The sequence below is a fragment of the Cellulomonas sp. HZM genome (assembly GCF_000708885.1).
Classification (GTDB): domain Bacteria; phylum Actinomycetota; class Actinomycetes; order Actinomycetales; family Cellulomonadaceae; genus Cellulomonas.
The window spans coordinates 1-24042 of sequence record NZ_JEOE01000004.1; the positions used below are offsets into that span (position 1 = coordinate 1).

The 24042-nt window shown below is 73.5% G+C and carries 21 protein-coding genes; 9 read left to right on the forward strand and 12 right to left on the reverse strand.

What is annotated here, in order from left to right; all coding sequences use genetic code 11:
• Positions 1 to 86: 86 nt before the first annotated feature.
• Positions 87 to 866, forward strand: a complete 780-nt coding sequence (locus AW16_RS0103575) for a hypothetical protein (RefSeq protein WP_051681644.1) — start codon at positions 87 to 89, stop codon at positions 864 to 866.
• Positions 867 to 900: 34 nt separating this feature from the next.
• Here AW16_RS0103575 and AW16_RS0103580 read toward each other — a convergent pair whose 3' ends face one another.
• Positions 901 to 1977 carry a GNAT family N-acetyltransferase gene (locus tag AW16_RS0103580; RefSeq protein WP_029288288.1) on the reverse strand — a complete coding sequence of 359 codons (1077 nt, stop codon included), beginning with the start codon at positions 1975 to 1977 and terminating at the stop codon, positions 901 to 903.
• 88 nt (positions 1978 to 2065) lie between these two features.
• On the opposite strand from AW16_RS0103580, the gene AW16_RS0103585 reads away from it, so the two are divergent.
• Positions 2066 to 3301 carry an Nramp family divalent metal transporter gene (locus AW16_RS0103585; RefSeq protein ID WP_029288290.1) on the forward strand — a complete coding sequence of 412 codons (1236 nt, stop codon included), beginning with the start codon at positions 2066 to 2068 and terminating at the stop codon, positions 3299 to 3301.
• Here the strand turns inward: AW16_RS0103585 and AW16_RS0103590 are convergent.
• From AW16_RS0103590 to AW16_RS17500, 5 genes are all read right to left on the reverse strand, one after another.
• Positions 3264 to 5039, reverse strand: coding sequence for a GAF domain-containing SpoIIE family protein phosphatase (locus tag AW16_RS0103590; protein WP_197021549.1), 1776 nt, complete (start codon positions 5037 to 5039; stop codon positions 3264 to 3266). The two genes, AW16_RS0103585 and AW16_RS0103590, sit on opposite strands and share 38 nt — an antisense overlap.
• Before the next feature lie 15 nt (positions 5040 to 5054).
• A complete protein-coding gene (locus AW16_RS0103595) occupies positions 5055 to 6014 on the reverse strand; it encodes a diacylglycerol kinase family protein (protein WP_029288294.1) in 960 nt (319 codons plus the stop codon).
• 46 nt (positions 6015 to 6060) lie between these two features.
• Positions 6061 to 6618: a DinB family protein gene (locus AW16_RS0103600; protein WP_029288295.1), complete on the reverse strand. Its 558-nt coding sequence runs from the start codon at positions 6616 to 6618 to the stop codon at positions 6061 to 6063.
• Between the two features lie 81 nt (positions 6619 to 6699).
• A complete protein-coding gene (locus tag AW16_RS0103605) occupies positions 6700 to 7650 on the reverse strand; it encodes an LLM class flavin-dependent oxidoreductase (protein WP_029288296.1) in 951 nt (316 codons plus the stop codon).
• Positions 7647 to 8114 (reverse strand): MarR family winged helix-turn-helix transcriptional regulator, encoded by a 468-nt coding sequence (locus tag AW16_RS17500; RefSeq protein WP_051681646.1) that lies wholly within the window; start codon positions 8112 to 8114, stop codon positions 7647 to 7649. The genes AW16_RS0103605 and AW16_RS17500 overlap by 4 nt, the downstream gene beginning before the upstream one ends.
• A gap of 113 nt (positions 8115 to 8227) precedes the next feature.
• On the opposite strand from AW16_RS17500, the gene AW16_RS0103615 reads away from it, so the two are divergent.
• On the forward strand, positions 8228 to 9685 hold the full coding sequence (locus tag AW16_RS0103615) for an MFS transporter (RefSeq protein WP_051681647.1): 1458 nt from the start codon (positions 8228 to 8230) through the stop codon (positions 9683 to 9685).
• Between the two features lie 106 nt (positions 9686 to 9791).
• Here AW16_RS0103615 and AW16_RS0103620 read toward each other — a convergent pair whose 3' ends face one another.
• The 3 genes from AW16_RS0103620 to AW16_RS0103630 are packed head-to-tail and all read right to left on the reverse strand — an operon-like array spanning position 9792 to position 12487.
• Complete coding sequence (locus tag AW16_RS0103620; protein ID WP_029288299.1) at positions 9792 to 11711, reverse strand: alkyl/aryl-sulfatase; 1920 nt, start codon at positions 11709 to 11711, stop codon at positions 9792 to 9794.
• A 26-nt stretch (positions 11712 to 11737) separates the two neighbouring features.
• Positions 11738 to 12040: an SHOCT domain-containing protein gene (locus AW16_RS0103625; RefSeq protein WP_051681648.1), complete on the reverse strand. Its 303-nt coding sequence runs from the start codon at positions 12038 to 12040 to the stop codon at positions 11738 to 11740.
• 27 nt (positions 12041 to 12067) lie between these two features.
• Positions 12068 to 12487, reverse strand: coding sequence for a DUF6325 family protein (locus AW16_RS0103630; RefSeq protein ID WP_029288301.1), 420 nt, complete (start codon positions 12485 to 12487; stop codon positions 12068 to 12070).
• 120 nt (positions 12488 to 12607) lie between these two features.
• Here AW16_RS0103630 and AW16_RS0103635 point away from each other — a divergent pair, with 120 nt between their 5' ends.
• The 4 genes from AW16_RS0103635 to AW16_RS0103650 are packed head-to-tail and all read left to right on the forward strand — an operon-like array spanning position 12608 to position 17013.
• Positions 12608 to 15202, forward strand: a complete 2595-nt coding sequence (locus AW16_RS0103635) for a LuxR C-terminal-related transcriptional regulator (RefSeq protein WP_029288302.1) — start codon at positions 12608 to 12610, stop codon at positions 15200 to 15202.
• Between the two features lie 23 nt (positions 15203 to 15225).
• Positions 15226 to 15714 carry a hypothetical protein gene (locus tag AW16_RS0103640; RefSeq protein WP_029288303.1) on the forward strand — a complete coding sequence of 163 codons (489 nt, stop codon included), beginning with the start codon at positions 15226 to 15228 and terminating at the stop codon, positions 15712 to 15714.
• 49 nt (positions 15715 to 15763) lie between these two features.
• Complete coding sequence (locus AW16_RS0103645) at positions 15764 to 16099, forward strand: YnfA family protein (protein ID WP_029288304.1); 336 nt, start codon at positions 15764 to 15766, stop codon at positions 16097 to 16099.
• Entirely contained in the window at positions 16096 to 17013 is a 918-nt protein-coding gene (locus tag AW16_RS0103650) for a hypothetical protein (RefSeq protein WP_029288305.1), read from the forward strand. Before AW16_RS0103645 ends, AW16_RS0103650 begins: the two co-directional genes overlap by 4 nt.
• Before the next feature lie 18 nt (positions 17014 to 17031).
• On the opposite strand, the gene AW16_RS0103655 is transcribed toward AW16_RS0103650, so the two are convergent.
• Entirely contained in the window at positions 17032 to 17988 is a 957-nt protein-coding gene (locus tag AW16_RS0103655) for a helix-turn-helix domain-containing protein (RefSeq protein WP_029288306.1), read from the reverse strand.
• 85 nt (positions 17989 to 18073) lie between these two features.
• Here AW16_RS0103655 and AW16_RS0103660 point away from each other — a divergent pair, with 85 nt between their 5' ends.
• On the forward strand, positions 18074 to 18331 hold the full coding sequence (locus tag AW16_RS0103660) for a hypothetical protein (protein WP_029288307.1): 258 nt from the start codon (positions 18074 to 18076) through the stop codon (positions 18329 to 18331).
• A 23-nt stretch (positions 18332 to 18354) separates the two neighbouring features.
• Here the strand turns inward: AW16_RS0103660 and AW16_RS0103665 are convergent, their stop codons facing one another.
• Entirely contained in the window at positions 18355 to 19419 is a 1065-nt protein-coding gene (locus AW16_RS0103665) for a zinc-dependent alcohol dehydrogenase family protein (protein WP_029288308.1), read from the reverse strand.
• A 168-nt stretch (positions 19420 to 19587) separates the two neighbouring features.
• On the opposite strand from AW16_RS0103665, the gene AW16_RS0103670 reads away from it, so the two are divergent.
• Positions 19588 to 20571 carry a LacI family DNA-binding transcriptional regulator gene (locus AW16_RS0103670; RefSeq protein WP_029288309.1) on the forward strand — a complete coding sequence of 328 codons (984 nt, stop codon included), beginning with the start codon at positions 19588 to 19590 and terminating at the stop codon, positions 20569 to 20571.
• 7 nt (positions 20572 to 20578) lie between these two features.
• On the opposite strand, the gene AW16_RS0103675 is transcribed toward AW16_RS0103670, so the two are convergent.
• Positions 20579 to 23854 carry a glycosyl hydrolase gene (locus AW16_RS0103675; RefSeq protein ID WP_231495941.1) on the reverse strand — a complete coding sequence of 1092 codons (3276 nt, stop codon included), beginning with the start codon at positions 23852 to 23854 and terminating at the stop codon, positions 20579 to 20581.
• Between the last annotated feature and the right edge of the window lie 188 nt (positions 23855 to 24042).

Here is a 24042-nt window from a genome sequence, read left to right on the forward strand (position 1 = left end):
ACCCTGCACGGTGCCGAGCGCGGCGTAGTGGTCGAGCCCCCAGCGACCGTCGACCCGCAGCGAGCGCACCACGAGGTTGACCATCGGTGTGGCGGCACCTGCGCGAGCCCGAGCTCGTGCGGCGCTGGTTCCGGTGGGAGGACGCCGAGCTCGACGAGCGCATCAGGGACGACGTCGTCGACGCGCCCGACGAGCACGAGCGGACCGGCGACGGCACGACGACGCGCACGCTGACGTGGCCCCGGAGCGTGCTCGTCGTCGAGGCCCGCGCGACCACGGGCTCCGCGGCGGGTGTCCCGGCGACCGAAGCCGCGGCGACCGGTGCCGCGACGGCAGGCCGCCGGGCGCCCGGTGGTGGACGGACACGGCTCTCGGTGACCCGGCCCAGCCGGGAGGGCTCGCACGCGGCGTACGACGGCGTGCGCGACGAGCTCGACGAGCTGTGGATCGCGTCGGCGCAGCAGCTGCGGTTCGCGCTCGGCGTCCAGCCCGGCGAGGAGCGGCGCACGCTCGCCGTGATCGGCCTCGACGCCGGCACCTCGCGTGACCGGCTGCTCGCCCGCGCGGGGCTGCACGGCGTGCGCGGCGTCCCGGTCGGGGGGAACGTGCAGGCTCGTCGGCCGGACGGGACGTTGCTCGGCGGCACCGTCTGGTTCAAGACCGACCAGCAGCTGGGGCTGCACCTGCACGGCATCACCGCGGCGCTCCTGGTGCTGCAGGAGACGCCCGTCGCGAGCGACCCGCCCAACGGTGCGGTCAACGCGGTGCTCAACGCGTACGGGGTCGACGATGCGACGTTCGCCGACGTGGGTGCGCGCTGGAGCGCGTGGTGGTCGATGGCGGCGCGCGGCGAGCGCGTGATCTAGCGGTCGCCCGCGTCGGTTGTCCTCACGCGCTCGTTCACAGGTCGAGCTGCCACTCGCCGGCCCCGCCCTCGGGTGCGAAACCGAGCCGCACGTTGATCGCGAGCATGTACGAGTTCTCCTCGGCGTTCCACGTCCCGACGCGGCGCACGGCCGGCAGGTCGCGCTCGAGGCGCTGCAGGTTCGCGGCCTTGACCAGCATCCCGAGTCGGTGGCCGCGGTGCTCGGCGACGACGAGCGTGTCGTGCTGGTGCACGTACGCGTCGGTGTGCGGCACGGTGAGGAACGCCGAGTAGGCGACGAGTGTGCGCGACGGCACGTGCTCCGCCGCGACCGCGAGGTACCCGAGGCGGCGCTCGGCGAACTCGTGCTCCTGGTCGCGCACGCGCGCCGCGTCCCACGTCTCCTCGCGGTAGTCGAGGCCGCCCGTGGGGGCGTCGGTGCTCATGCGGGACTGGAGGTACGCGAACGAGTCGACCCACTCGTCGGGGCAGTGCGCGTCCCACAGCACGAGCCGGTAGTCGTCGCCCGCGACAGCCTGGGCGTCGGCGAGGTGCCCGTCGAGCGTCCCGGCGGGCAGCGGGAGGTGCAGCACGGAGCGACGCTCGACCTGCTCGAGCCGCCAGCCGCGCGCGAGCAGGAAGCGTGCACCGGGGTCGTCCGCGGGCACCCGGCCCGACCCCGTGGGGGCGACGAGCGCGTCCTGGTCGGGAGCGGCCTCGGTGCGGAAGTCGGTCGACGCGGTGACGCGCGTGCGGCCGGAGTCTCGTGCGATCGCGAGGAGCGAGTGGTAGAGCGCTGACCCGATGCCGCGGCGTCGGTCGTCGGGCAGCACCCCGAGCTCGACGTACCCGGTGTGCGTGTTGTCGCGCTGCGGCAGGTTCAGCGCGCCGTACCCGACGGGTCGGCCGTCCTCGAGGGCGACGAGCCGCACCTTGCGCTCGTAGGCCTGCGCGCGCAGCGACCCGAGCACCTCGAGGGCGTCGCGGCAGAAGTCGACCTCGCCCCAGGTGTCGAGCGTGACGGCGTTGGCGACGTCGACGTACGCGAGCAGCGTCGCCGAGTTGTCGGGCTGTCCCGACGCGGGGACCGTGACCTCCTGGAGCTCCCACATGTCCCTCAGCGTCCGCCGCGTCGAGCGCCGCGTCCACCGGAATACGCGTAGAGTTCGGTAGACCGAAACTTCAGACGCGGAGGACCGGATGACGACGACGGCCACGCGGCCGACGAGCCGCGCCACGCGACTGCCGTGGCTGCTCGGACCCGCGTTCGTCGCCGCCGTGGCGTACGTCGACCCCGGCAACGTCGCCGCGAACCTCACCGCGGGGGCCCGCTACGGGTACCTGCTGCTGTGGGTGCTGGTCGTCGCGAACGCGATGGCCGTGCTGGTGCAGTACCAGTCGGCGAAGCTGGGGCTCGTCACCGGGCGGTCGCTGCCCGACGTGCTCGGCGACCGCCTCGGCCGGCGCGGGAGGCTCGCGTTCTGGGTCCAGGCGGAGCTGGTCGCGGCCGCGACCGACATCGCGGAGGTCGTCGGAGGGGCCATCGCGCTGCAGCTGCTGTTCGGGGTGCCGCTGTGGCTCGGCGGGATCATCGTCGGCGTGGTCTCCCTCGCGGTCCTCGCGACGCAGGACCGGTACGGGCAGCGACGGTTCGAGACGGTCGTCGTCGGCCTCCTGGCCGTCGTGACGATCGGCTTCCTCGCGGGGCTCGTCGTGAGCCCGCCCGACGCGCGCGGCGTGCTGTCCGGCCTGGTCCCGCGGTTCGACGGATCGGACTCGGTGCTGCTCGCGGCGAGCATGCTCGGTGCGACCGTCATGCCCCATGCGATCTACGTGCACTCCGCCCTCGCGCGTGACCGGCACGGTCACGCGCCCGCGGGGCCCGCGCGCGACCGGCTGCTGCGTGCCACCAGGTGGGACGTGGGCACCGCGCTCGTCGTCGCCGGGATCGTCAACATCGGGCTGCTGCTGCTCGCCGCGTCCGGGCTGCGCGGGCTGCCGGGCACCGACACGATCGAAGGGGCGCACGCCGCGATCGTCGCGGCGCTGGGCACCGGCATCGGCGTCGCGTTCGCGGTCGGGCTGCTCGCGTCCGGGCTCGCGTCGACGTCCGTCGGGGCGTACGCGGGCGCGACGATCATGCAGGGCCTCCTGCACCGCCGCGTGCCGATCCTGGTGCGCCGGGTCGTCACGCTCGTGCCCGCGGTGGTGCTGCTCGCCGTCGGTGCCGACCCCACGTGGACGCTCGTCGTCAGCCAGGTGGTGCTGAGCTTCGGCATCCCGTTCGCCGTGGTCCCGCTCGTACGGTTCACGCGCTCGCGGGACGTCATGGGTGACGCCCGCAACGGCGGACGGCTGCACGCGGTGCTCGTGACGGTCGTCGTGCTCGTCGTCGCGCTCAACGTGGCTCTGCTGGGTCTCCTGCTGCGGGGGTGACGTCGGCGTCGTCGAGGCGCATGGTCAGCACGACGACGTCGTCGTGGCGCTCGACCGGAGGGGCGAGCCCGTCGAGGACGCGGCGCGCGCTCAGCCGCCCCGCTCTCGCGAGCTCGGCCTGCGCGCGGTCGAGCGCGCCCGGCAGGTCGCCCGTGCGCCGCTCGACGAGGCCGTCCGTGTAGAGCACGAGCGTGTCGCCCGGGCGCAGGTTGACGCTGCTGTCGGTGCGTGCGCGCTCGGGCACGAAGCCGAGCGGGAGGTCCGGGCGTGCGTCGAGCCGCTCGACCTCGCCCGACGCGCGGCGCACGAACGGCGGCGGGTGGCCCGCGTTCGACCACGTGAGCCGGCGCCGCCCGTGCGGGGTCGGCGGCTCGAGCCGGGCGAGGATCGCGGTGGCCGTCGCCTGCAGACCGGTGCCGACGTTCGCGCGGTCCAGCAGCTCCAGCACGCGCGACGGTGGCTTGTCGTGCTCCCACAGCAGGCTGCGCAGCATCGGGCGCAGCTGGCCCATGAGCGTCGCGGCCTGCAGGTCGTGGCCCGTGACGTCACCGACGACGACCGCGAACCCGCCGTCGCTCAGCTCGAGCGCGTCGTACCAGTCGCCACCGACCTGCTCGGTGACCTCGGCCGGCGCGTACGCGGCCTCGAGCGTCACGCCGGCAGGCTCCGGCAGGCGCGAGAGCATGGCCTCCTGCAGCGTGCGCGCGACGTCCGTGCGGCTCTCGAGGAGCTGCGCGCGCTCGAACGCCGTCGACGCGTCGCTCGCGAGGGTCACCACCAGGTCGCCCAGCACGCCCGTGAGCGTCCGCGGCCCGTCCCACCGCAGGACGATCGCGCCGAGCAGCGCGGTCGACGTGGTCAGCGGCAGGAACGCCGCGGCGCCAGGTCCGCCCACTCCGGCGACGAGCGGGAAGGCGGCACCCATCTGCGCCGCGTCGTCGAACAGCAGGGGCCGGCGGCCGAGCATCGCGGAGATCGCCGGCGACGCGCGGTTGGTGACGGGTTCGCGCTGCCACAGCGTCGGCGGACCGCCGGGGACGTCGGCGTGCCGCACCCACTCGAGCATGTCCCCGCGGACCACGCCGATCGCGGCCCTGCTCGCGCCCGTGAGCTCGATCGCCGCGCGCTCGACGGCGTCGAGCACGTCGTGCGGGGTGCGCGTGCGCGTGAACGCCTCCGACAGGTCGAGCAGCACCCGCGCGTGCTCCTCGCGCCGGTCCGCGAGGGCGACCGCCTCGCGCTGCCGGATCTCCGAGCCGCACGCGAGCGCCAGGTCCTGCAGCACCTCGAGCTCGTCGTGGGTCCACTCGCGCGGGTGGTCGTCGATCGCGCACAGGCTGCCCACGGCCACGCCTTCCCGGTCGTGCAGCGGGAAGCCGGCGTAGGCGATCACGCCCAGGTCGGGGATCGCCAGGTTGTCGCGCACCAGGTCGACCGTGCGGGCGTCGGAGACGACGAGCGGACGGTCGCGCGCCACGACGTGCTGGCAGAAGGAGTGCGACAGCGGCGTGCCGCGCCGCGACTGGTACGGCTCGGGCAGCCCCAGGGCGCCCGGGAAGCGCTGGCCGTCGGGGCCGACGAACGTGACGAGCGCGACGGGGACGTGCAGGTACGCCTGCACGAGGCGCGCGAACCGCTCGTAGGCGGGGTCCGCGTCGGTGGTGGGTCCGAGCAGGTCGGCACCGGTGCGGGCGGTCTCCCGCACGTCGTCGTCCGGCGGCCCGGCGCTGGTTCTCACGGACGGCATTGTGCGTCAGGACGCAGCGTCACGGACACCCCCGGGGCGAGCGTCGACGTCGGCGATGTCGTCCGCGCGCTCGTCGGCCGCGGCGACGCACACCGTGAGGGCCGAGCGCCGCACGCTCACCTCGAGCGTCGTCGAGTCGTCGATCACGTCGCCGTCGAGCTGACGCGGCTCGGGTGCGCCCGCGCGCACCAGCACGTGCGAGCCGCGGAACGTCTCGCGGTGGGGCGCGTGCCGGCGGCGCAGCGCGATCGCGACGACGAGCTTGAGCCAGTGCCCGATGTTGCGCGGCGCGACGACCGCGACGTCGAGCTCGCCCGAGTCGGGCCTCGCGTCGGGCAGGAGGTCCACGCCCCCCTGGAGCCGGCCGACGTTGCCGACGACGACCGTGCGCGCATGCCGGCGCAGGGTCTCGCCGCCGTCGACGGTGATCTCGACGTGCATCTCGCGGTCGACCAGGTGCCGCAGCGCGGAGAACACGTACGCGACCGGGCCCATGACGTTCTTCACGCGTGCCGGGGCGTCGTCCATGATCTTCGCGTCGAAGCCGATGCCGGCCATGATCGCGAACGCCTGCCCGTCCACCTCGCCGACGTCGATGCGTCGGCGCTCGCCCGCGGTCACGGCGCGGACGCCCCCGTCGACGTCGGTCGGGATGCCCAGGTTCTTGGCCAGCAGGTTGCCCGTGCCGCCCGGGAGCACGGCGAGCGCCGCGTCGGTCCCGACGAGGCCTTCGATCACGGCCCGCACGGTCCCGTCTCCGCCGCACACCATGACGACTTCCGCGCCGTCGCGCGCTGCCTGACGCGCCTGGCCCGTCCCGGGGTCCTCCGCGGTGGTCTCGAGCCACGCGGGGGCGGGCCAGCCCGCGTCGGCGAGCGCGCTGGTGATCTGCTCGCGCAGCTCGTCGGTGCCCGTGACGCGGTGGGCGTTGACGACGACGGCGGTGCGCTGGGGTGTTCGGGCCACGCCGAGAGTCTGCGGGTGCCCGCCCGTTCGCGCGACCGCTGGGGTGCTACTCGCCCGTGCTGCCGTCGATGGACTCGCGCACCAGGTCGGCGTGCCCGTTGTGGCGCGCGTACTCCTCGACGAGGTGCACGAGGATCCAGCGCAGGCTGAACCGGCCGCCGTGGTGGCGGCTCTCCCGGACCGAGAGCTGGTCGAGGCCCCCGGAGGCGAGCGCGTCGTCGACGATGCGCCGCGACCGCTCGACCGACGTCGCGTACAGTGCGAGGAGCTCCGCACCCGTGTCCTGCGCCGCGCTGTTCCACTCCCAGTCGCGGTCCGCCGACCAGTCGACCGACGCCCACGGCTCGAGGGCATCGCTCCCGAGCAGGACCTCCGAGGTCCAGTTGTCCTCGACCAGCGCGAGGTGCTTGAGCAGCCCGCCGAGCGTGATCGTCGACGGCGGGAGCGTCTGCCGGAGCTGCTCGTCGGTGAGGCCGCCGCACTTCGTGAGCAGGGTCGCCCGGTGGAACTCGAGGAAGCCGAGCAGCGTCTCGGCCTCGGAGCCGGACAGCGGCGGGTCGACGCGAGCGGGGGACGGGTCGGTGGGCGTCGTCGGCGTCGTCATGCCCGCGAGCGTATCCGGGCGCCTGGCGCGGGGGCTGCGTGGGGGTTGCGTGGGGGCGCCCACCGGGTCGGCTGGGTCGGCTCAGAGCACGCGGGCGAGCTGCTCCAGCGCGGCGGCCGGGTCGCCCACGGGCACCAGGACGTTGCTCGTCACCCCGACGCGTGTGAGCTCGTCGATGCGTGCGCGCACGCGCTGCGGAGTGCCGGCGAGCGCCAGCTCGCGGACCCACGCGTCCGGCAGCGCTCGTGCGAACTCCTCGCGACCGGCCGAGGCCGCGCGGAGCGCAGCGACGTCGGCGCCGATCTCGAGGGGCGCCAGGTGGGGCGCCCAGTCGGGGTCCCCGACCCACTGCAGCGCGGGCCGGACGGCGTCGACCGCGGCGGCCTCGTCGTCGTCGACGGCCGCGACGTTGTAGGCGACGAGCCGGTGCGGCCCGGCCGCCGCGACCTGCTCGAGCGCAGCCCGCACGTACTGCGGGGTCACCGGCTCGGCCAGCACGGTGCCGTCCGCGACGCGGCCGGACAGCGCGAGCGACCGCGGTCCGCGCACGCCCAGCAGGACGTCGGGGACCTCGTCGGGCACCGCCGAGGGGTCGAGCACGACGTCGTCGAGGTGCACGAGGCCGTCGACGCTCACGCGCTCGCCACGCACGATCGAGCGCACGGCGGACACGTGCTCGCCGAGCAGGGTCAGCGGTGAGCGCGGCCACGTCCCGACCTGTCGCATCCACCCGGGCATGCCGTGGCCGACGCCGATCGTCACGCGCCCGGGGAACAGCTGCGCGAGCGTCGCGACCTCCATCGCGGCGAACGCGGCGTTGCGCGCCCCGGCGGGCAGGATGCCGATGCCCACGTGGATGCGGTCGGTCGCGGCGAGCACGGCCGCGGCCTGCGCGACTCCCCCGCGGAAGCCGAGGTCCTCGACGACCCACAGCTCGTCGAACCCGAGCTCGTCGGCCCGGCGCGCGAACGGCAGGACCTGCGACGCGGGCAGGTCGCGCGGCAGCATCGTGCCGATCCGGGGTGCGGTCACAGCTCCTCCACGGCGTCGCCGTAGGCCTCGACGAAGCGCGCGAACAGGGAGAGGAACGTCTCCGCGTCCGGCCCGAGCGTGTCGAGGCTCGCCGAGAGGGCCCCGAGCGCGCCTGCGAGGTCGCGTTCGAGAGCGGACCGGCCCTCGTCGGTCGGCTCGAGCAGGCGGGCCGTGTGCCCGGGCTCGTCGAACCGGCGCAGCAGGCCCGCGTCGAGAGCGGCGTTGGCCTGGCGGTTGACCGTGGACTGCTCGAGGCCGAGGGCGTCTGAGACCTCGCGCAGCGTGCGGGGTCGACCGTCCGACAGGAGCCACAGCAGGCGCATGTCCGCGGTGTTGAGGCGCATGCGCTGCTCGGCGAGGTGCATGTGCCGGGCGAGCTGGCGCATGAGCCAGCCGACGGCCCGGTCGGGCGAGAGGTCGGGCGGGGGCTGCGCCGACGAGCGGTCCGGCGTCCTGGCGTCCATCGGCCCATCCTCCCGCGGCGTGCTCGTCGTCGTTGGCATCCGGCGCCGACGTATGTACTCTACATACCGGTGATGTGTAGGTTACACATCGCAACCTCGTCGAAGAAGGCCCTATGAACCCCACCCCCGCCGCGCCCGCGGGCGCCGACCGTCGCGCGGTCGTCGTCGTCGCGGTCCTGTGCTTCGCGAGCCTCTGCTCCGCGCTGATGCAGTCGCTCGTCATCCCGATCCAGAGCGAGCTGCCCGAGCTCCTGCACACCACCGCCAGCACGGCGTCGTGGGTCGTCACCGCGACACTGCTCGGCGCCGCGGTCGCGATGCCCGTGACCGGGCGGCTCGCGGACCTCGTCGGTAAGAAGCCCGTCCTCGTCGTGTCCGCGTCGATCCTGCTCGTCGGCTCGCTCGTGTGCGCGGTGTCGGACACCGTCGGACCGGTGCTCGTCGGCCGCGTGCTGCAGGGCGTCGCGATGGGCTACATCCCCGTCGCCATCTCGATGGTCCGCGAGGTCACGCCCGCGCACATGCGCAACACCGCGGTCGCGGGCGTGAGCGCGACGCTCGGCGTCGGCGGCGCGCTCGGCCTGCCGCTCGCGGCATGGATCGCGCAGAGCCACGACTGGCACATGCTGTTCTGGGTCTCCGCGGTGCTCGCCGCTCTCATGGTCGTGCTCTCCGCGACGGTCTTGCCCCACATCCACGACGCGCACCCCGGCCGGCTCGACGTGCTCGGCGCGATCGGCCTCGCCATCGGGCTCGTGTCCCTGCTCGTCGGCGTCTCCAAGGGCAACGACTGGGGCTGGTCGAGCCTCGGCACGATCGGCATGATCGCGGGCGGCGTGGTCGTCCTGCTCGTCTGGGGCGCGTACCAGCTGCGGCACGACGACCCGCTCGTCGACCTGCGCACCACCGCGAAGCGCCCCGTGCTGCTGACCAACGTCGCGGCCGTGCTCATCGGCTTCGGCATGATGGCGCAGTCGATCGTCGTCCCCCAGCTCCTCGAGATGCCCGAGGCCACGGGCTACGGCCTCGGCCAGAGCATCCTCGCCGCAGGGCTGTGGATGGCGCCGGCCGGAATCGTCATGATGCTGTTCGCGCCCGTGTCGAGCCGGCTGCTCACGCGGTTCGGCGGACGGCTCACGCTCGCGACCGGGGCGTTCGTCATCGCCGGCGGCTACGTCCTGGCGGTGTTCATGACGAACGCGCCGTGGCAGCTCATGCTCGCGTCGTGCGTCGCCGCGGCGGGCGTCGGCATCGGCTACGCGGCGATGCCCACGCTCATCCTCACCAACGTGCCCGCGGCGGAGGCGGCCTCGAGCGTCGGCGTGAACAGCCTCATGCGGTCGATGGGTACCACGGTGGCCGGGGCCGTGATGGTCGTCGTCCTGACCAGTCGCACGATGGACCTCGGCGGCGCGGCGATCCCCACGCACGGTGCTTTCCGGCTGTGCTTCGTCATCGGTGCGGCGGCCGCTGCGCTGGGTGCGTGCATCGTGCTGCTCATCCCGCGGCGTTCAGCCGGCACGGCGACGACGGTCGTGGACCCGGAGCCCGAGGCGGTGCTCGCGCACTGACGGCGCATCGGCCTGCCCGGGGCATCGACCCCGGGCAGGCCGCGCCGTGCGACGGCGCTCCCCTCGAGCGTGGTCGCCGCCACGTACCGAGCGCGTGGCACCCGGCTCAGGGCGTCACGATCGGGAACACGGGGTCGGCTGAGTCCAGGAGCGCGGCGTACGCGTCGAGCTCGGACGGGTCCCCCGTCAGCATCAGAGCGCCCGCGTCGACGAGCGCACCCGCGGACGCGGGGTCGAGCAGCACCGCGACGAGCGACGCCTTGGGACCGCTCAGCGAGAGCCGAGGGGACGGGCTCGGTCCTCGGCGCGCGTTGAGGACGCCACGCCGGACCCAAAAGTGCCAGCGCTCGTCGTGCGGGTCGTCGTGCTGGTCGGTCAGCGCGATGTCGATCAGGACGTCGGCGTCGGCTGCCTTCCGGCCGTCGACGTGCACGGCGGCGTAGTCGAACAGGATGTCGACCGGCATCGCGTTGATCGAGTCGTCGCTCGCGCTCGTCAGGCCTGACGAACGCACGCCCGTGCGCAGCTCGAGCGCCGCCGTGAGCATCACTCCACGCCACTGAGGTCCCTCCGCCTGGTAGCCGAGCTGCTCGTACGCGCGCGCCGCGAGCTCCTTGGCCTCCGTGTTCTCGGGCTCGGCGAACACCACGTGGTGCAGGACCTGCGTCGCCCACCGGTAGTCGGCCTGCTCGAGCGCCCGACGGCCCTCCTCCATCAGCCGCTCGGCGCCCACCAGCTGGACGTAGCGCCGAGCGGTCTCGACGGGTGTGTGCGGGTTGAGCGACACCGGGTCGCCATCCCACATCCCCAGCTCCTTCGTGTACACCGCACGCACGTCGTGGTGCACGGTCCCGTGGTAGCCGCGGTTGTACCAACGCTGGCTGAGCGCAGGCGGGAGCTCGATCTCCTCGGCGGCCTCGAGCGGCGTCCAGCCCTTGTTCGCGAAGCGCAGCGCCTGGTCGTGGATGAACTTGTAGGTGTCGCGCTGCGAGCCGATGAACTCCGTCACGGACGCGTTGCCCCACACTGGCCATGTGTGCGGACCGAAGTGCACCGCGGCCTCGTCCCCCCACCGTTCGAGGGTCTCGTCGAGGAACCGCGCGAAGTTGCGTGCATCTCGCGTGCGGGCACCGCGTAGCGTCTGGATGTTGTGCAGCGCGTGGTTGGCGTTCTCGGCGCACGTGAGCGCCCCGAGCTGCGGGATCCAGACGTGCATGTTCTCGGGCGCCTCGGTGTCCGGCGCGTAGAGGAACTCGAGCTCGATCCCCGCGATCGTGCGCCGCTCGCCCGTGCGCGTGATCGGATCGGTCGGGGAGATGTACGAGATCGTCGGGTTGCCGAGAGCGTTGCCGATGCCGCACGTCACGAAACCGCGTTCGCCGTACGGGAGCAGGCTGCCGAACGCGTACTGGGCACGACGCGCCATCGCCGCGCCCGCGACGACGTTCTCCCCGATGGCGAAGCGGTCGAACGACCGCACCGTGCCGGGCGCGATGATCGGCACCCTCCCGCTCGCGACGTCGGCAGGGTCGACGACGCCCTTGACGCCGCCGTAGTGGTCCGCGTGCGTGTGCGTGTAGACCACGGCGGCGACCGGCTTGTCGCTCACGTGCTCGCGGATCATGCGCATCGCCTGCGCGCCACTCTCGATGCCCGTGGTGCAGTCGATGACGACGAGACCGTCGTCGCCCTCGATGACGGTGAGGTCGCCGATGTCGTTGTTGCGGACCTGGTACAGGCCCGCGACGACCTCGTACAGGCCGCCGCGCTTCATCAGCTGCGCCTGCCGCCACAGGCTCGGGTGCACCGAGTCCGGAGCAGGGGTGTCGTCCTCGATGAAGTCGAACCATGACGGGTCGAAGATCGGCGTCCCGTCCGCGTGCAGCACGGCCTCGGTGAGCGGCGCGATCAGGCCACGGGCAGCATCGGCGAAGTCGTCGACGTCGTGCATCGGGAGGTGCTCGAGAGCCTCGCGGTTGGCTGCCGCGGTCTGCGGCGTCGGGGGCAGGGGATGGACGTGCGACATGGCGTGAGCTCCTCGGGACGGGGCGCTCAGGCGCCCAGGATGCGGGCCTTCTGCACGGCGAACTCGTCGGGAGTCAGCACTCCCTGGTCGCGCAGCGCCGCGAGCTGGGTCAGCTGCGCCGCGATCTCGTCGACGGACGCCGGGGCCGGCGCAGCCGGGGCAGGGGCGGGAACGGGCTCGGCCGCAGCGGGCTGCGCCGCCTGGCGCGCTGCCTGCCCCTGGGCCACGCGGCCGGACACTGCGGCGGCGGTGCCCGCGACGACGGCCGTGCGGGCCGCGGTGCCGACGAGCCCGCGGGCTGCGGGTCGTGCGACGGGACGACGGATCATGGTCGTGCTCCTCTCGGTATGGCGTGCTCAGACGCTCGTCACGGACTCCAGCGCGGCCTCGACGGCGTCGCGGGGGATGCGCTCGCCGGCGAGGATCACGCCGCCCGCGTCCCGGATCGCTACCGCGAGCTCGGTCGCCCACGTGTCCTCCCACACGATGAGCACGGCCGACGATCCGGGCTCGAGATCGGCCGCGGCCCGCGCGATGTCGTCGTCACCGAGCACCCCGCCCGCCTCTCCGGGCAGGTGCGCGAACGCGGCGGTCTCCTCGAGCGCGTCGTACTCGAACACCTCGACGGCGCCCGTGACGTCCTTCTTCATGAACACGATGTCGATCACGCGGATCGTGGCGTGCTCCACGAGGTCGACGAGGGCAGGAACGATCTCGCCCGTGAACCGGCTGCCAGGGAAGGCGATGAGCACGTACTGCACGGGTCCGACGGACATCGACGTCTCCTTCGCTCGGCCGGTGACGGGATCGTCGTCGGCGTGCACCCAGCCGACCACCGGGCATGCGGCACGACATCACCCCCCACGGGGTGAACCGCGGGCCGCTACGTTCGGGTGGTGGCGATCGAACGGACCGGCGGTGCGACGTTCGCGCGCTCCAAGAGCGCCGTCCCGGTCGCGTCCACGTGGGTCACCAGGGCCGACCTGCTCGCGCGGCTGGGCCAGGACCCCGCCGCGCCGCTCACCGTCGTACTCGGTCCGGCCGGTGCGGGGAAGACGTCGCTGCTCGGGCAGTGGGCGGCGACTCGCGATCCCTGCGACGTCGCATGGTTGACGTGCGACCGCGGGGATGTCGACGCCCGGTTCTGGCGCGCCGCTCTCCGCGCCGTCGCGGCCGTACGACCGGGGTTCGGTGCGACCTGCCTGGACCTGCTGGCGCTCGACGAACGGGTGGACCATCAGCTCCTCGAGTGCCTGCTCGCGGAAGCTGAGGCGCTCGATGACCCGGTGGCCCTGGTGCTCGACGACCTGCACCTGGTGGGCCCCGCCGTGCACGACCACCTGCGGTTCCTGCTCTCCCGCGGCATGGCTCAGATACGCCTGCTCGTCGGCGCGCGCAGCGAGCCCTGGCTCGGCCTGGACCGGCTTCGGGTCACCGGGGGTCTCGTGGAGGTGCGCGAGGCGGACCTCCGGTTCGACGCGCGCGCCGTGCGTGACGTGCTGCGTCGCCTCGGTGCGCCCGCGGACGCCCACGTCGTCGACCTCGTGCAGGGCCGCACCGAGGGCTGGGCAGCAGGTGTACAGCTCGCGGGCCTCGCGCTGCGCGACACCCGACGGCGCGACGACGTCATCGCGCGTCTGGCTTCCTCCGACGCTGCGGCGCGCGACTACCTGTGGTCCGAGGTCCTCGACGCCCAGCCCGAGCACGTGCGCGAGTTCCTGTTCGACACGTGCGTCGCCGAGGTCCTCACTCCCGCGCTCGCGGCCGTGCTGGCACCGGGGTCCGCCGTGACGCTCGAGGACGTGGAGCGGGCGTCGCTGATGCTCGTCCGGCTCGACCCGGCCGGCACGGAGTTCCGCTACCACCAGCTGTTCGCCGAGCTGCTGCGGTCCCGCCTGAGCGCGCTCGATCCGGAGCGCGAGGCTGCGCTGCACGAGCGTGCTGCTCGGTGGCACGACGAGCACGGCCGACCGGCCGCCGCGTTCCGCCACCGATGGCGGGCGGGCAGGCGCCGGGACGCGATCGCAGGCGTGCAGGACGGCGTGCTCGAGGCGTACGCGGACGCCGCGCTGCCCGTGTTCGACGATGCGGAGCGCGTGCTCACGGACGACGACCTGCGCGCGAGCCTCCAGGCAGCCGTGGGTTACGCGAGTGCGCTGCTGGTTCAGGGGTTCCCGCAGGATGCGGACCGGCTCGCGGCCAGGGTCGCGGCGCTGGCGGGTGAGAGCGGGCCCTCTGGGGTGCTCGAGGCGTCGACGCGTCAGCAGCTGTGGTGCGTGCGCGCGCTGAGCGCGCTGGCGCTCGGCGACACGAGAGCCACGGTCCGTCACGGTCGGACGGCGATCGAGAGCGGCCCCGGCGACGACGAGTGGTCGGCGCTCGCCTCGGCGGGCGTGGCACGTGCGCTCGCGTGGCAGGGGGAGGAGGAGGCAGCCGACGAGACGCTCCGGACGGCCCGCGAGCCCTTCGGTCGAGCGGCCCAGGCCGAGATCGCCGGCACCACCGCTCACGTCCTGCTCGCGCAGGGGCACCTCGAGCGCGCGCTGGGTGTCGCGGACGCGCTGGCGGAGCGCATGCGTGCGGCGGCTCCCGCCTCGCACGACCTACGCCTGCACCCCGAGGTCGTCGCGGCATCGGTCCACCTGGAACGTGGGCGCTCGTCGTACGCGGCTGGCATCCTCGCGGCGGCCGGCGAGCACGTCTCCGCCCTACGACTGCCGGCCCGGGTCCTCGCACTGCTCGGTCTGTCGCGCGCCCTGTGGGTACAAGGCGACGACGACGCGTTCCGCGTGGTCGACGAGTGCCGCCGCCTGCTGCGTCACGCGCCGACGACGAGCGGCCTCGTCGACCGTGTGCGCGCGCGGCGAGCTCGGCTTCTGCTGGACACCGGTGACCTCGACGGAGCGGCGAGCACGATGGATGCCATGTCGAGCCCGTGGCTGCGGAGGATCGTCGAGGCGCACCTGCGGCTCGCGGACGGCGACCTCGGCCGGGCACGTGCCACGCTCGAGAACGTCGAGCGGGATGCACGATCCCCGCGGCGGCGGCTCGACGCGTCGCTCGTCGCACTCGCGCTCGCGCAGGCCGAGGACGGGGACATCGTGGACGCCGCGCGGCAGGTGCTGGCGCGGGCCGAGCCCGAGGGATGGGTGCTCCCGCTGCAGGAGGCCGGGCTCGCGTCGCTCGACGCCGTCCGGGGCGTCGCCCGCTCCAGGACCGTCACACCGTTCGTCGCCGCGCTGCTGGCCGCACGCCCGGTCACGGGCGCTCGCGACCTCCGTGTGCCGCGGCTCACCGGACCCGAGCTCTCGGAGCGGGAGAGGACGGTGCTCGGCTATCTCGCCACGTCGCTCACGTACCCGGAGATCGCGGCGACGCTGTTCGTCTCGGTCAACACCATCAAGACGCACGCCAAGAACATCATGCGCAAGCTCGGCGCGGCTTCCCGGGCGGATGCCGTCGTCCGGGCACGAGAGGCGAGGTACCTGTGAGCGGCTCAGGATCCGGTGGCCTGGTGCGGCACGTCGCTCGCCAGGTGTCACCGCACAGCGCGTCCGAGCTGCTCTACGGCGCCATCGTGACGGCGTCGGTCCTCGCGGTGTCGAGCCTGCACCCGGGACCGGGTGGCCACGTCGTCCTCGCGGCGGGCGTCGTCACCCTCGTGTACTGGCTCGCTCACGTGTACGTCGACGCCGTCGGCGGGCGGTTCCTGGACCCCGAGCACTCGACGACGCGGCGGCTGGGGCACGCGCTGCGGAGCAACTGGGGCGTGCTGCTGGGAGGTGTGCCGCCGATCGTCGTCTACGTCGTCGCGCGGCTGCTCGGCGCTTCGGTGCCCGGCGCGGCGTGGGTCGCGATGTGGTTCACGGTGGGCCTGCTCATGACGGCGGGCGGGTTCGCGGCCTACCGAGCGGGCCGGCGTGGCTTCGCGCTCGTCTCGGAGATCGCCGTGTGCGGCTGTTTCGGCCTGGCGGTCATCGCGATGAAGTACGCGCTGCACTGACGGACCTTCGGAGGCCGGGGCGACCGGGCGCACTGGCACACTCGGGACCATGACGGTCGTCAGGTCGCTGGTCCTGTTCGTCGCCGCCGCGATCTGCGAGATCGGCGGTGCGTGGCTGGTGTGGCAGGGCGTGCGCGAGCACAAGGGTTGGGTGTGGGTCGGTGCCGGCGTCGTGGCGCTCGGGCTGTACGGGTTCGTCGCGACCCTGCAGCCCGACGCGCACTTCGGCCGGATCCTCGCGGCGTACGGGGGCGTGTTCGTCGTCGGCTCGCTGCTGTGGGGCATGGTCGCCGACGGCTTCCGGCCCGACCGCTACGACGTCGCCGGCGCGCTCCTGTGCCTGGGCGGCGTCGCGGTGATCATGTACGGGCCGAGGTCGGCATGAGCGACCGGGACACCCGGGAGTACGACGCGTTCGGGCCGTGGGTCGACGAGGTCCGCTCGGCCGACGACGTGCCGCGCCTGTTCCGCCCGTTCCGGCTCGACCTGGCTCGCACCCGGCTGGTGCTCAAGGTGCCGCGCGACATCGCCCGACGCGACGCGACGCCGGACATGGACCTGTACGACCACCTCGTCGTGCTCGACGACACGCGCATCACCGTCCTGACACGCATCGCGGCCGGCGGGTTCGACGAGAGCGCCGTCGCGTACGGGGACGTGCTCGCGGTGGTCGACGCCGTCGACCTGCTCGACGCCCGGTTCACGCTGCACGACCGGCACGGTGGCACGCTGTCCTTCCGGTACAACGGCTCGGCGGGGCGCAGCATGAAGCAGCTGGTCTCCGAGCTGCGGTCGGCGACGAGCGACGCGCCGATCAGCCCGGTCGCACGCGCCGTCGCGGCCGCGCCCGGGGGTCCGCCGCCCGGTTCCGACGACCTCGGCCCGCGCGGCCGCGGGCTAGTGAGCGAGTACCTGGACGTGGCGCGCTCGCGGCCCGACCTGCGCGCGCAGGCGTGGCACGGGCCGCGCACGCTCCAGACCCGCCGCACCGGACCGGCCGCGTGGTGGCACCGGGTGGTCAGCCTGTTCCTCCCGACGAGGCTCGCGGGTGCTGTCGTCGCGAGCGGACCCCGCACGCTCGAGCTCGTGACGCGGCGCGAGGGGATCACGCGCAGCGCCCGTCCCGACTACTCGCTCGCGCGGGTCGTCGTGCCGCTGGGTGCGCTGGACCGGGTCGATGCCGCTCCGCACCCGGAGCTCGCGGACGTCACGGTGCTCACGCTGGTGGGCGGCGAGGGCGGCGTGCCGCTCGCGGTCCCGACGGGCTCGTCGACGGAGACGTTCCTGACGGCGACCTAGCCGCCGCCGGCGGACGGGTCAGGCGACGTCCGCGCGGAACGCGGTGCGGTAGTCGAGGGGCGGGATGCCGACGACGCGGCGGAAGTGGTGCCGCAGCAGCGCCGCGGACCCGAACCCGCACTCGCGCGCGACCTCCTCGACGTCCAGACCGGTCTCCTCGAGCAGCCGCTGCGCGTGCTGGACCCGCTGGCTCGTGAGCCAGCGCATGGGCGTGGTGCCGGTCTCGGCGGCGAACCGGCGCGCGAACGTGCGCGACGACATGAGCGCGCGGGCCGCGAGCGTGTCGACCGTGTGGTCGTCGGCGAGCGAGCCCTGCACCCACTCGAGCACGTGCCGCAGCGAGTCGTCGGAGCACTCGGGCACGGGCTGCGGGATGAACTGGCGCTGCCCGCCGTCACGCTGCGGCGGGACCACCATGCGGCGGGCGATGGTGCTGGCCACGGAGCTGCCGAGCTCGCGCCGGACGATGTGCAGGCACGCGTCGATGCCCGCCGCGGTGCCGGCGCTCGTGACGATCTGGCCGTCGTCGACGAACAGCACGTCGGGGTCCACCGTGACCTCGGGGAAGCGCTCGGACAGCTCGGCCGCGTGCCGCCAGTGCGTGGTCGCGACGCGGCCGTCGAGGATCCCTGCGGCGGCGAGCACGAACGCGCCCGAGCACACCGACACGATCGTCGCTCCACGCGCGTGCGCGCGGCGGACGGCGTCGAGCACCGCGGGCTCGTACTCGTCGCGCACGACGGTCGCGGGGACGGCGACCAGGTCGACGTCGTCGAGCGCGTCGAGGCCGTGCGGGGTGACGAGGTCGACGCCGATGCCCGACCGGATCGTGCCGCCTGCCTCGACCCCGGCGACGCGGAAGTCGAACGCCGGCACGCCCTCGTCGGTCCGGTCGATGCCGAACACCTCGCACACGACCCCGAACTCGAACATGGCGAGACCGTCCACGAGCAGGACCCCGACGCTGCGCAGCATCGCGCCAGACTACTTGGCAGGATGTTGACGGTCAACGTCGTGGCTGCCACTCGTCGGCGTCGTGCGGCCCGACGAGAGTGGCCGCATGGACACCATCGTGACTGTCATCGCAGCCCTCGTGATCGCCTCGCCGTTCGTCGTGCTCGCGCTGCGCACGACGCGGTGGGACCCCTTCGCCCGCCGGTCCGCCGGCGCGGTGGCGGCCGACGAGCGTGACGCCGACGCGCGCCGCACAGCCGCCGACGTGGCGGCTCTCGTCGGGCACGACGCCCCGACGGCGACCCGGCCGCTCGCCGAGCCGACCTGGACGGCACGCGCGGTCCACATGGACCGAGCCGCCTGACGCGAGGCGGGCCGTCCTCGGCACTACGGCCGCAGCAGCACCTTCGTCGCGCGCCGCTCGTCCATTGCCGCGTACGCCTCGGCGGCCTGCTCGAGCGGCAGCTCGAGGTCGAACACGATGCCGGGCCGCAGCGAGCCGTCCAGCACCTCGGGCAGCAGGTCCTCGATGTACCCGCGTACGGGTGCCACGCCGCCGCGGACGCCCACGTTGGAGTCGAACATGGTCCGTACGGGCAGCTCCGGGCCGCCGTTCGGGACGCCGACGAAGCCCACCTGGCCACCCGGCCGGGCGGATCGCAGCGCCTGGTCCATCGACTCCTTGGTCCCGACGCACTCGAGCACCACGTCGGGCCCGACGCCGTCGAACATCTCCTTGAGCCGCGCCACGCCCTCGTCGCCCCGCTCGGGCACGACGTCGGTGGCTCCGAGCTCGCGCGCGAGCGCCTGCCGGTCATCGTGGCGCGACATCGCGACGATGCGTGCGGCGCCGAGCCGGCGCACGGCGGCGACCGCGCTCAGGCCCACCGCTCCGTCGCCGACGACGGCCACGGTCGAGCCCTCGCGCACCCCGCCCGCGACGGCCGCGTGGTGACCCGTGCACATCACGTCGGACAGCGTCAGCAGGTGCGGCACGAGGGCGCGCCCGGTCTCGGAGTCCGGGTCGAAGCCGGGGACGACGACGAGCGTGCCGTCCGCGAACGGGGCGCGCACCCGCTCGCCCTGGCCACCGTCCGCCGAGGCGCCCTCGGCGTCGTGGCTGCCCCACCAGCCGCCGTGCAGGCATGACGTGCTGACGCCGTTGCGGCAGTTCACGCACGTGCCGTCGCACACGTAGAACGGTGCGATGACGAAGTCGCCGACGGCCACGTCGCGCACGTCGTCGCCGACCTCCTCGACGACGCCCACGTACTCGTGCCCGATGCGGTGCGGTCGCTTCGTCGGCGTCACGCCGCGGTACGGCCACAGATCGGAGCCGCACACGCACGCCGCGACGACGCGGACGACCGCGTCGGTGCCGAACCGGATCTCCGGGTCGGGGACCGTCTCGACGCGGATGTCCCGCTCGCCGTGGATGACCGTCGCGCGCATGGGTTCCTCCTTGCAGGGATGGGTGGCTGCAAAGCAGTCTCGCCCATGCCGGCGAGGGCCGCGTGCGCAGTCGGCGCGCCCCTTCCGGGCGGGCGGGCGACTGCGGCACGCTGGCGCCATGACACCGAACTCGCCCGCGCGCGCCCGGCTGCGGCAAGCGGGGCCGAGATGGCTCGCCTGACCAGCGCCGACGTCGCCCGCGAGAGCGGCGTCTCCCGCACCACGGTGAGCTACGTGCTCAACGGCAAGACGGGCGTCGCGATCCCGGAGGCCACCCGGCAGCGCGTGCGCGAGGCGGCCGAGCGCCTCGGCTACACCCCGTCCGCGGCCGCGCGCGCCCTGCGCCGGGGGCGCAGCGACCTCGTGCTGCTGGTGCTCCCGGACTGGACCGTCGGGCCGGTGATCGACACGCTGCTCGACCACCTCACCGCGGAGCTCGCCGAGCGCGGGCTGTCCCTGCTCGTGCACCACGACCGCGGGCCCCGTCGGCTCGCGGACCTGTGGGGGGCCGTGACGCCGCGTGCCGTGCTGGGCCTGGTGCCGTTCGCGGCGGACGACGCGCACGCGATGCGGCAGGCAGGCATCCAGGTGGTCGGCAGCACGCTCGACGCCGACCCGGAGCCCGGCACGTTCTCCGTCCCGCAGCGCGAGATCGGTCGCCTGCAGGTGGAGCACCTCGCGGCGCGGGGGCACCGGGTGCTGGCGTACGCGGCGCCGAGCGACGAGCGGCTGGCGGAGTTCGCCGACCGGCGTGCCGCGGGTGCGGCGGCGGCGTGCGAGCGTCTGGGTCTGCCCGCGCCTGCCGTCCGGGCGGTCGGGCTGGACGTGACCTCCGCGAGCGCCGCGGTGCAGGAGTGGCGTGCGGGCGACGAGCCCGTCACGGCCGTCGCGGCGTACAACGACGAGGTCGCTCTCGCGGTGCTCGCCGGGCTGCGCGCCGAGGGCCTTTCCGCCCCCGCCGACATCGCGGTCATCGGGGTCGACGACGTCCCGGTCGCAGCCCTCGCCGCGCCGCCGCTCACGACCGTCTGGCAGAACATCGACGCGCAGGCCACGTACCTCGCCGCGTCGGTGCTGGCGGCGCTCGACGGCGCGGACGAGCCGGAGCGCCCGGACGACGTCTTCCATGTCGTCGTCCGGGCGTCGACCTAGCTCCCGGTCAGCTGAACGTGAACCAGTTGAGGTTCACGAAGTCGGCGGGCTGCCCGGAGTCGAACGTCAGGTAGACGGTGTGCGTGCCCGTGGTGTCGGTGATGTTGGCGGGCACGGTCTGCCACGTCTGCCAGCCGCCGGTGCTGGCGATCGCGAAGCTGCCGATCGACGGGCCGGTGAGGCTGTCGAGCCGGACGTTCACGAGCCCGCTGACGCCACCTGCTGCGCCGGATGCGACGCGGGCGGTGAACGTCCGCTTCGCCGACGAGCCGAAGTTCACCGAGTCGAACCGCACGTGGTCGCCGTTGCCGATCCACCCCACGTCCAGGCCGCCCCCGGTGTCGGACGTGCTCTCGGTCGCGACGCCGGCCATCCCGTCGTACGACTCGGCCTCGATCCGGGAGGTCGCGTCGCGACCGGTCGTCGTGCCGGCCGTCGTGACCGAGACCGCGCTGCTGGCGGCGGACCGGTTGCCTGCCGCGTCGTACGCCCGGACCGTGAACGAGTACGTCGTCGATGCGGACAGCCCGGTCGCGGTGTACGTGCGCGCCGTCGTCGTCCCGACGACGGACCCGCCGCGCAGCACCTCGTACCCGGTCACGCCGACGTCGTCGGTGGACGCGTTCCACGTGAGCGTCGTCGACGACGAGGTGGTGCCCGACGCGGACAGCCCGGTCGGCACGCTCGGTGCCGTGGTGTCGCTGGAGCCGGGTGTCGTGACCGAGACCGCGCTGCTCGCGGCGGACCGGTTGCCTGCCGCGTCGTACGCCCGGACCGTGAACGAGTACGTCGTCGAGGCGTACAGGCCGGTCGCGGTGTAGGTGGTCCCGGTCGTCGTCCCGACCACCGACCCGCCGCGCAGCACCTCGTACCCGGTCACGCCGACGTCGTCCGTGGACGCGTTCCACGCCAGCTTCGTCGAGGTGCTCGTCGTCCCGGACGCGGCGAGGCCGGTCGGCGTCGACGGCGGCGTGGTGTCCGTCGGGGCGGTGCCGCTCGAGCTGGCCACCGAGCGGGCCGGTACGGACAGCGTCACGCCGTTCGAGAACGTCACGGTGATCGGCGTCGAGCCCACGTTGGCCGCCTGGTAGGTCCGCACACCGTCCTTGACGAACACCGCGTGCAGCGGTGTGTTCGCCGTGACCGACCGGTCGACCGTCCCGAGGCCCGCGAGGTTCTTGAGCCAGTAGAACGTGTGCGCCCTCGACTCGCCCTCCTCGGGCGTGTACGACGAGGCCTGCGCGCGGAACTGCGAGAGCGCCGTCGGGGCGTCCGCGAGCGCCTGGAACTCCCAGATGATGTCCTGCCACACGGTGGCCGGCCCGCCGTTGTTGCGTTCGAGCTCGGCGAGGTTGCGCTTCACGTACGCCGGGTCGTAGCCGAGGTACAGGTGGCCGCCCGTCGAGGGCAGCAGGTTGATGCCCTGGATCATCTCGGGGTCGGCGCTGAACCACGTCGAGTACGCGCCGCCGTCGCCCCACACCATGCCGACCGTCGAGTGGCCGAACGCGGCGGGGAACGCCTCGTCGTCGGTGTCGAACCAGTAGTTCTCGATGGCCGACGCCTGCGTCGTGTAGAGGTAGATGCCGAGGTCACGGACGGCCTTGTTGCCTGTGGCCTGACCCCACTGGACGAGCCCGCTGGCGAAGTTCATGCCCTCGGACGACGACTCCTGGTTGTTGCCCGCGCCGAACGCGCCGTGCCCGGATGCCCAGTCGTGGCCGGCGTAGACGTCGAAGTCGCGCAGGAACGGGAATCGGGTGTCGCTCCGGTCCCAGTTGGCGGCGTCCTTGATCATCGTGTTGACCATGCCGCCGTATGCGGAGTCGGCCGCCCACGCGGGGTCGAACTCCGCGAGGGTCGCGGCGCCGACCACGTAGTAGCCGTAGTGGAAGTGGTGGTCGTTGAGGTCGGTGTCCGAGCCGTAGGAGGCCGGGTAGCCGATCAGGGTGCCCCACGCGGAGTTGTACCAGAACGACCGGGTCGTCTCGCCGGGCGAGGCGGTCATCCAGTCCGTCATCCGCGTCTTGAGGGATGCGAGCAGGCTGTCGCGCGCGGACGTGTTGCCGGTGGCGTTTGCGATCTGCACCACCTGCGCGATGCGGCCGAAGGCCTTGCCGGTCCAGTACGTGTCGTCGCCGAAGCCAGCGAAGGGGTCCCCGGACGCGACGCTGTTCACGTACCCGTTGAGCTGGGTCGCGTCCGCCGAGCCGGCGGCGAAGCCCGTGTTGGCGAGCTGCGGGAGCACACCGTTGAACGGCGTGACGGTCTGGAACTGCGAGGCGCCGACGACGACCTTCATCGGGCCCCTCGGCGACGTGTACGAGTAGCCGCTGAGCGTCGTCCCGCTGAGGTGGTCGCGCTGGTGCGGGTACAGCGCGAAGACGGTGCCCGTGCCGCTGCCCTGGCGTGCGGTCGTGGTGAACGCGTACGTCGCGGTCATCTTCGCCGTCGCCTCGTCGTACGACCACGAGACCTTGGTGCCCGTGACGTGGTTGTGCGCGTACGGCGCGTAGGCGTTGAGCGCGGCGACGCGGTCGGCGTTGCTGCTGCTCGACGTCGTCGGGAGCACAGCCACCGAGAAGAACGTGCTGCCGTTCAGGGCCGAGCTGATCGTGCTGCCGGACACCGTCCACGTGGAGCCCGTGGGGCCGAACGCGGCGTAGTCGTGCCCGTTGAGCGTGAAGCCGACCGCGGCGTTCGCGTTGCTCCACACCGTGGGGGCGGCGCTGCCGGTGAGCGTCGCGTTGCCGCCGGTCTTCGTCGCGTAGACGAACGGCAGGCCGTGCCCGAACGTGGTGCGCAGGCTGTTCGAGCCGCTGCTCCACAGCTCGCTCACGGTCCAGTCGGAGTAGCCGTCGACCTTCCCGTCCGACGACAGGCCTGCGATGCCCAGGCGGAAGTCCTCGGCGTACGGGTAGTGGTACTCGCCCACGCCGGTCGCCGTGCCGGAGATCGTCGGGGTCGTCGGGTAGCTCACGCCGAGGCCGTTCGTGTACGCGTGGAACGACAGCGGGTGCGCCATGAGGTTCTCGGAGATCGACGCGCAGTCGAACTTGCGCCACAGCAGCGACGTCCACCAGTCGTTGGTGGGGATCGCACCGGCGGGGAAGCTCGCGGTGACGTGCGCGCGCGGGTTCGTCACGGGCGTGCCGTTGCACTCGGTCGGGACGGCGCCGCCGGCGGGTGTGCCCTCGGCGTAGCTGCCTGACCCCACCGACACCGCGCCGGCCGAGGTGGTGACGAGCAGCGGCGTGAGCACCGCAAGCATCGCGGCGATCACCGCACCCCCGACGACGGATCGCCGCGTCGCTCGGGTCGATCGGCTCCGGCGCGTGGGCCGCTGGGTCGGGTTCGATGGCACGCCGTTGTGCATAGGGGACTCCGTCGTCAGGGTGCGCGGCCGGCGGAGCGCGTCGTTGCGCCCGGCTCGACCGAGTGACTCGTGTCACTAGGGGTTTGCCCAGAGTT

Excerpts from the sequence above, each read along its gene's own strand:
- AW16_RS0103655 (WP_029288306.1), bottom strand. The coding sequence starts at position 17,988 with ATGCTGCGCAGCGTCGGGGTCCTGCTCGTGGACGGTCTCGCCATGTTC.
- AW16_RS0103600 (WP_029288295.1), bottom strand. The coding sequence starts at position 6,618 with ATGACGACGCCGACGACGCCCACCGACCCGTCCCCCGCTCGCGTCGAC.
- AW16_RS0103665 (WP_029288308.1), bottom strand. The coding sequence starts at position 19,419 with ATGCGCGCGACGGTCATCCACGGCGAGCGGGACATCCGCGTCGAGACG.
- AW16_RS0103645 (WP_029288304.1), top strand. The coding sequence starts at position 15,764 with ATGACGGTCGTCAGGTCGCTGGTCCTGTTCGTCGCCGCCGCGATCTGC.
- AW16_RS0103615 (WP_051681647.1), top strand. The coding sequence starts at position 8,228 with ATGAACCCCACCCCCGCCGCGCCCGCGGGCGCCGACCGTCGCGCGGTC.
- AW16_RS0103660 (WP_029288307.1), top strand. The coding sequence starts at position 18,074 with ATGGACACCATCGTGACTGTCATCGCAGCCCTCGTGATCGCCTCGCCG.
- AW16_RS0103585 (WP_029288290.1), top strand. The coding sequence starts at position 2,066 with ATGACGACGACGGCCACGCGGCCGACGAGCCGCGCCACGCGACTGCCG.
- AW16_RS0103670 (WP_029288309.1), top strand. The coding sequence starts at position 19,588 with ATGGCTCGCCTGACCAGCGCCGACGTCGCCCGCGAGAGCGGCGTCTCC.
- AW16_RS17500 (WP_051681646.1), bottom strand. The coding sequence starts at position 8,114 with ATGGACGCCAGGACGCCGGACCGCTCGTCGGCGCAGCCCCCGCCCGAC.
- AW16_RS0103580 (WP_029288288.1), bottom strand. The coding sequence starts at position 1,977 with ATGTGGGAGCTCCAGGAGGTCACGGTCCCCGCGTCGGGACAGCCCGAC.
- AW16_RS0103620 (WP_029288299.1), bottom strand. The coding sequence starts at position 11,711 with ATGTCGCACGTCCATCCCCTGCCCCCGACGCCGCAGACCGCGGCAGCC.
- AW16_RS0103630 (WP_029288301.1), bottom strand. The coding sequence starts at position 12,487 with ATGTCCGTCGGACCCGTGCAGTACGTGCTCATCGCCTTCCCTGGCAGC.
- AW16_RS0103650 (WP_029288305.1), top strand. The coding sequence starts at position 16,096 with ATGAGCGACCGGGACACCCGGGAGTACGACGCGTTCGGGCCGTGGGTC.
- AW16_RS0103625 (WP_051681648.1), bottom strand. The coding sequence starts at position 12,040 with ATGATCCGTCGTCCCGTCGCACGACCCGCAGCCCGCGGGCTCGTCGGC.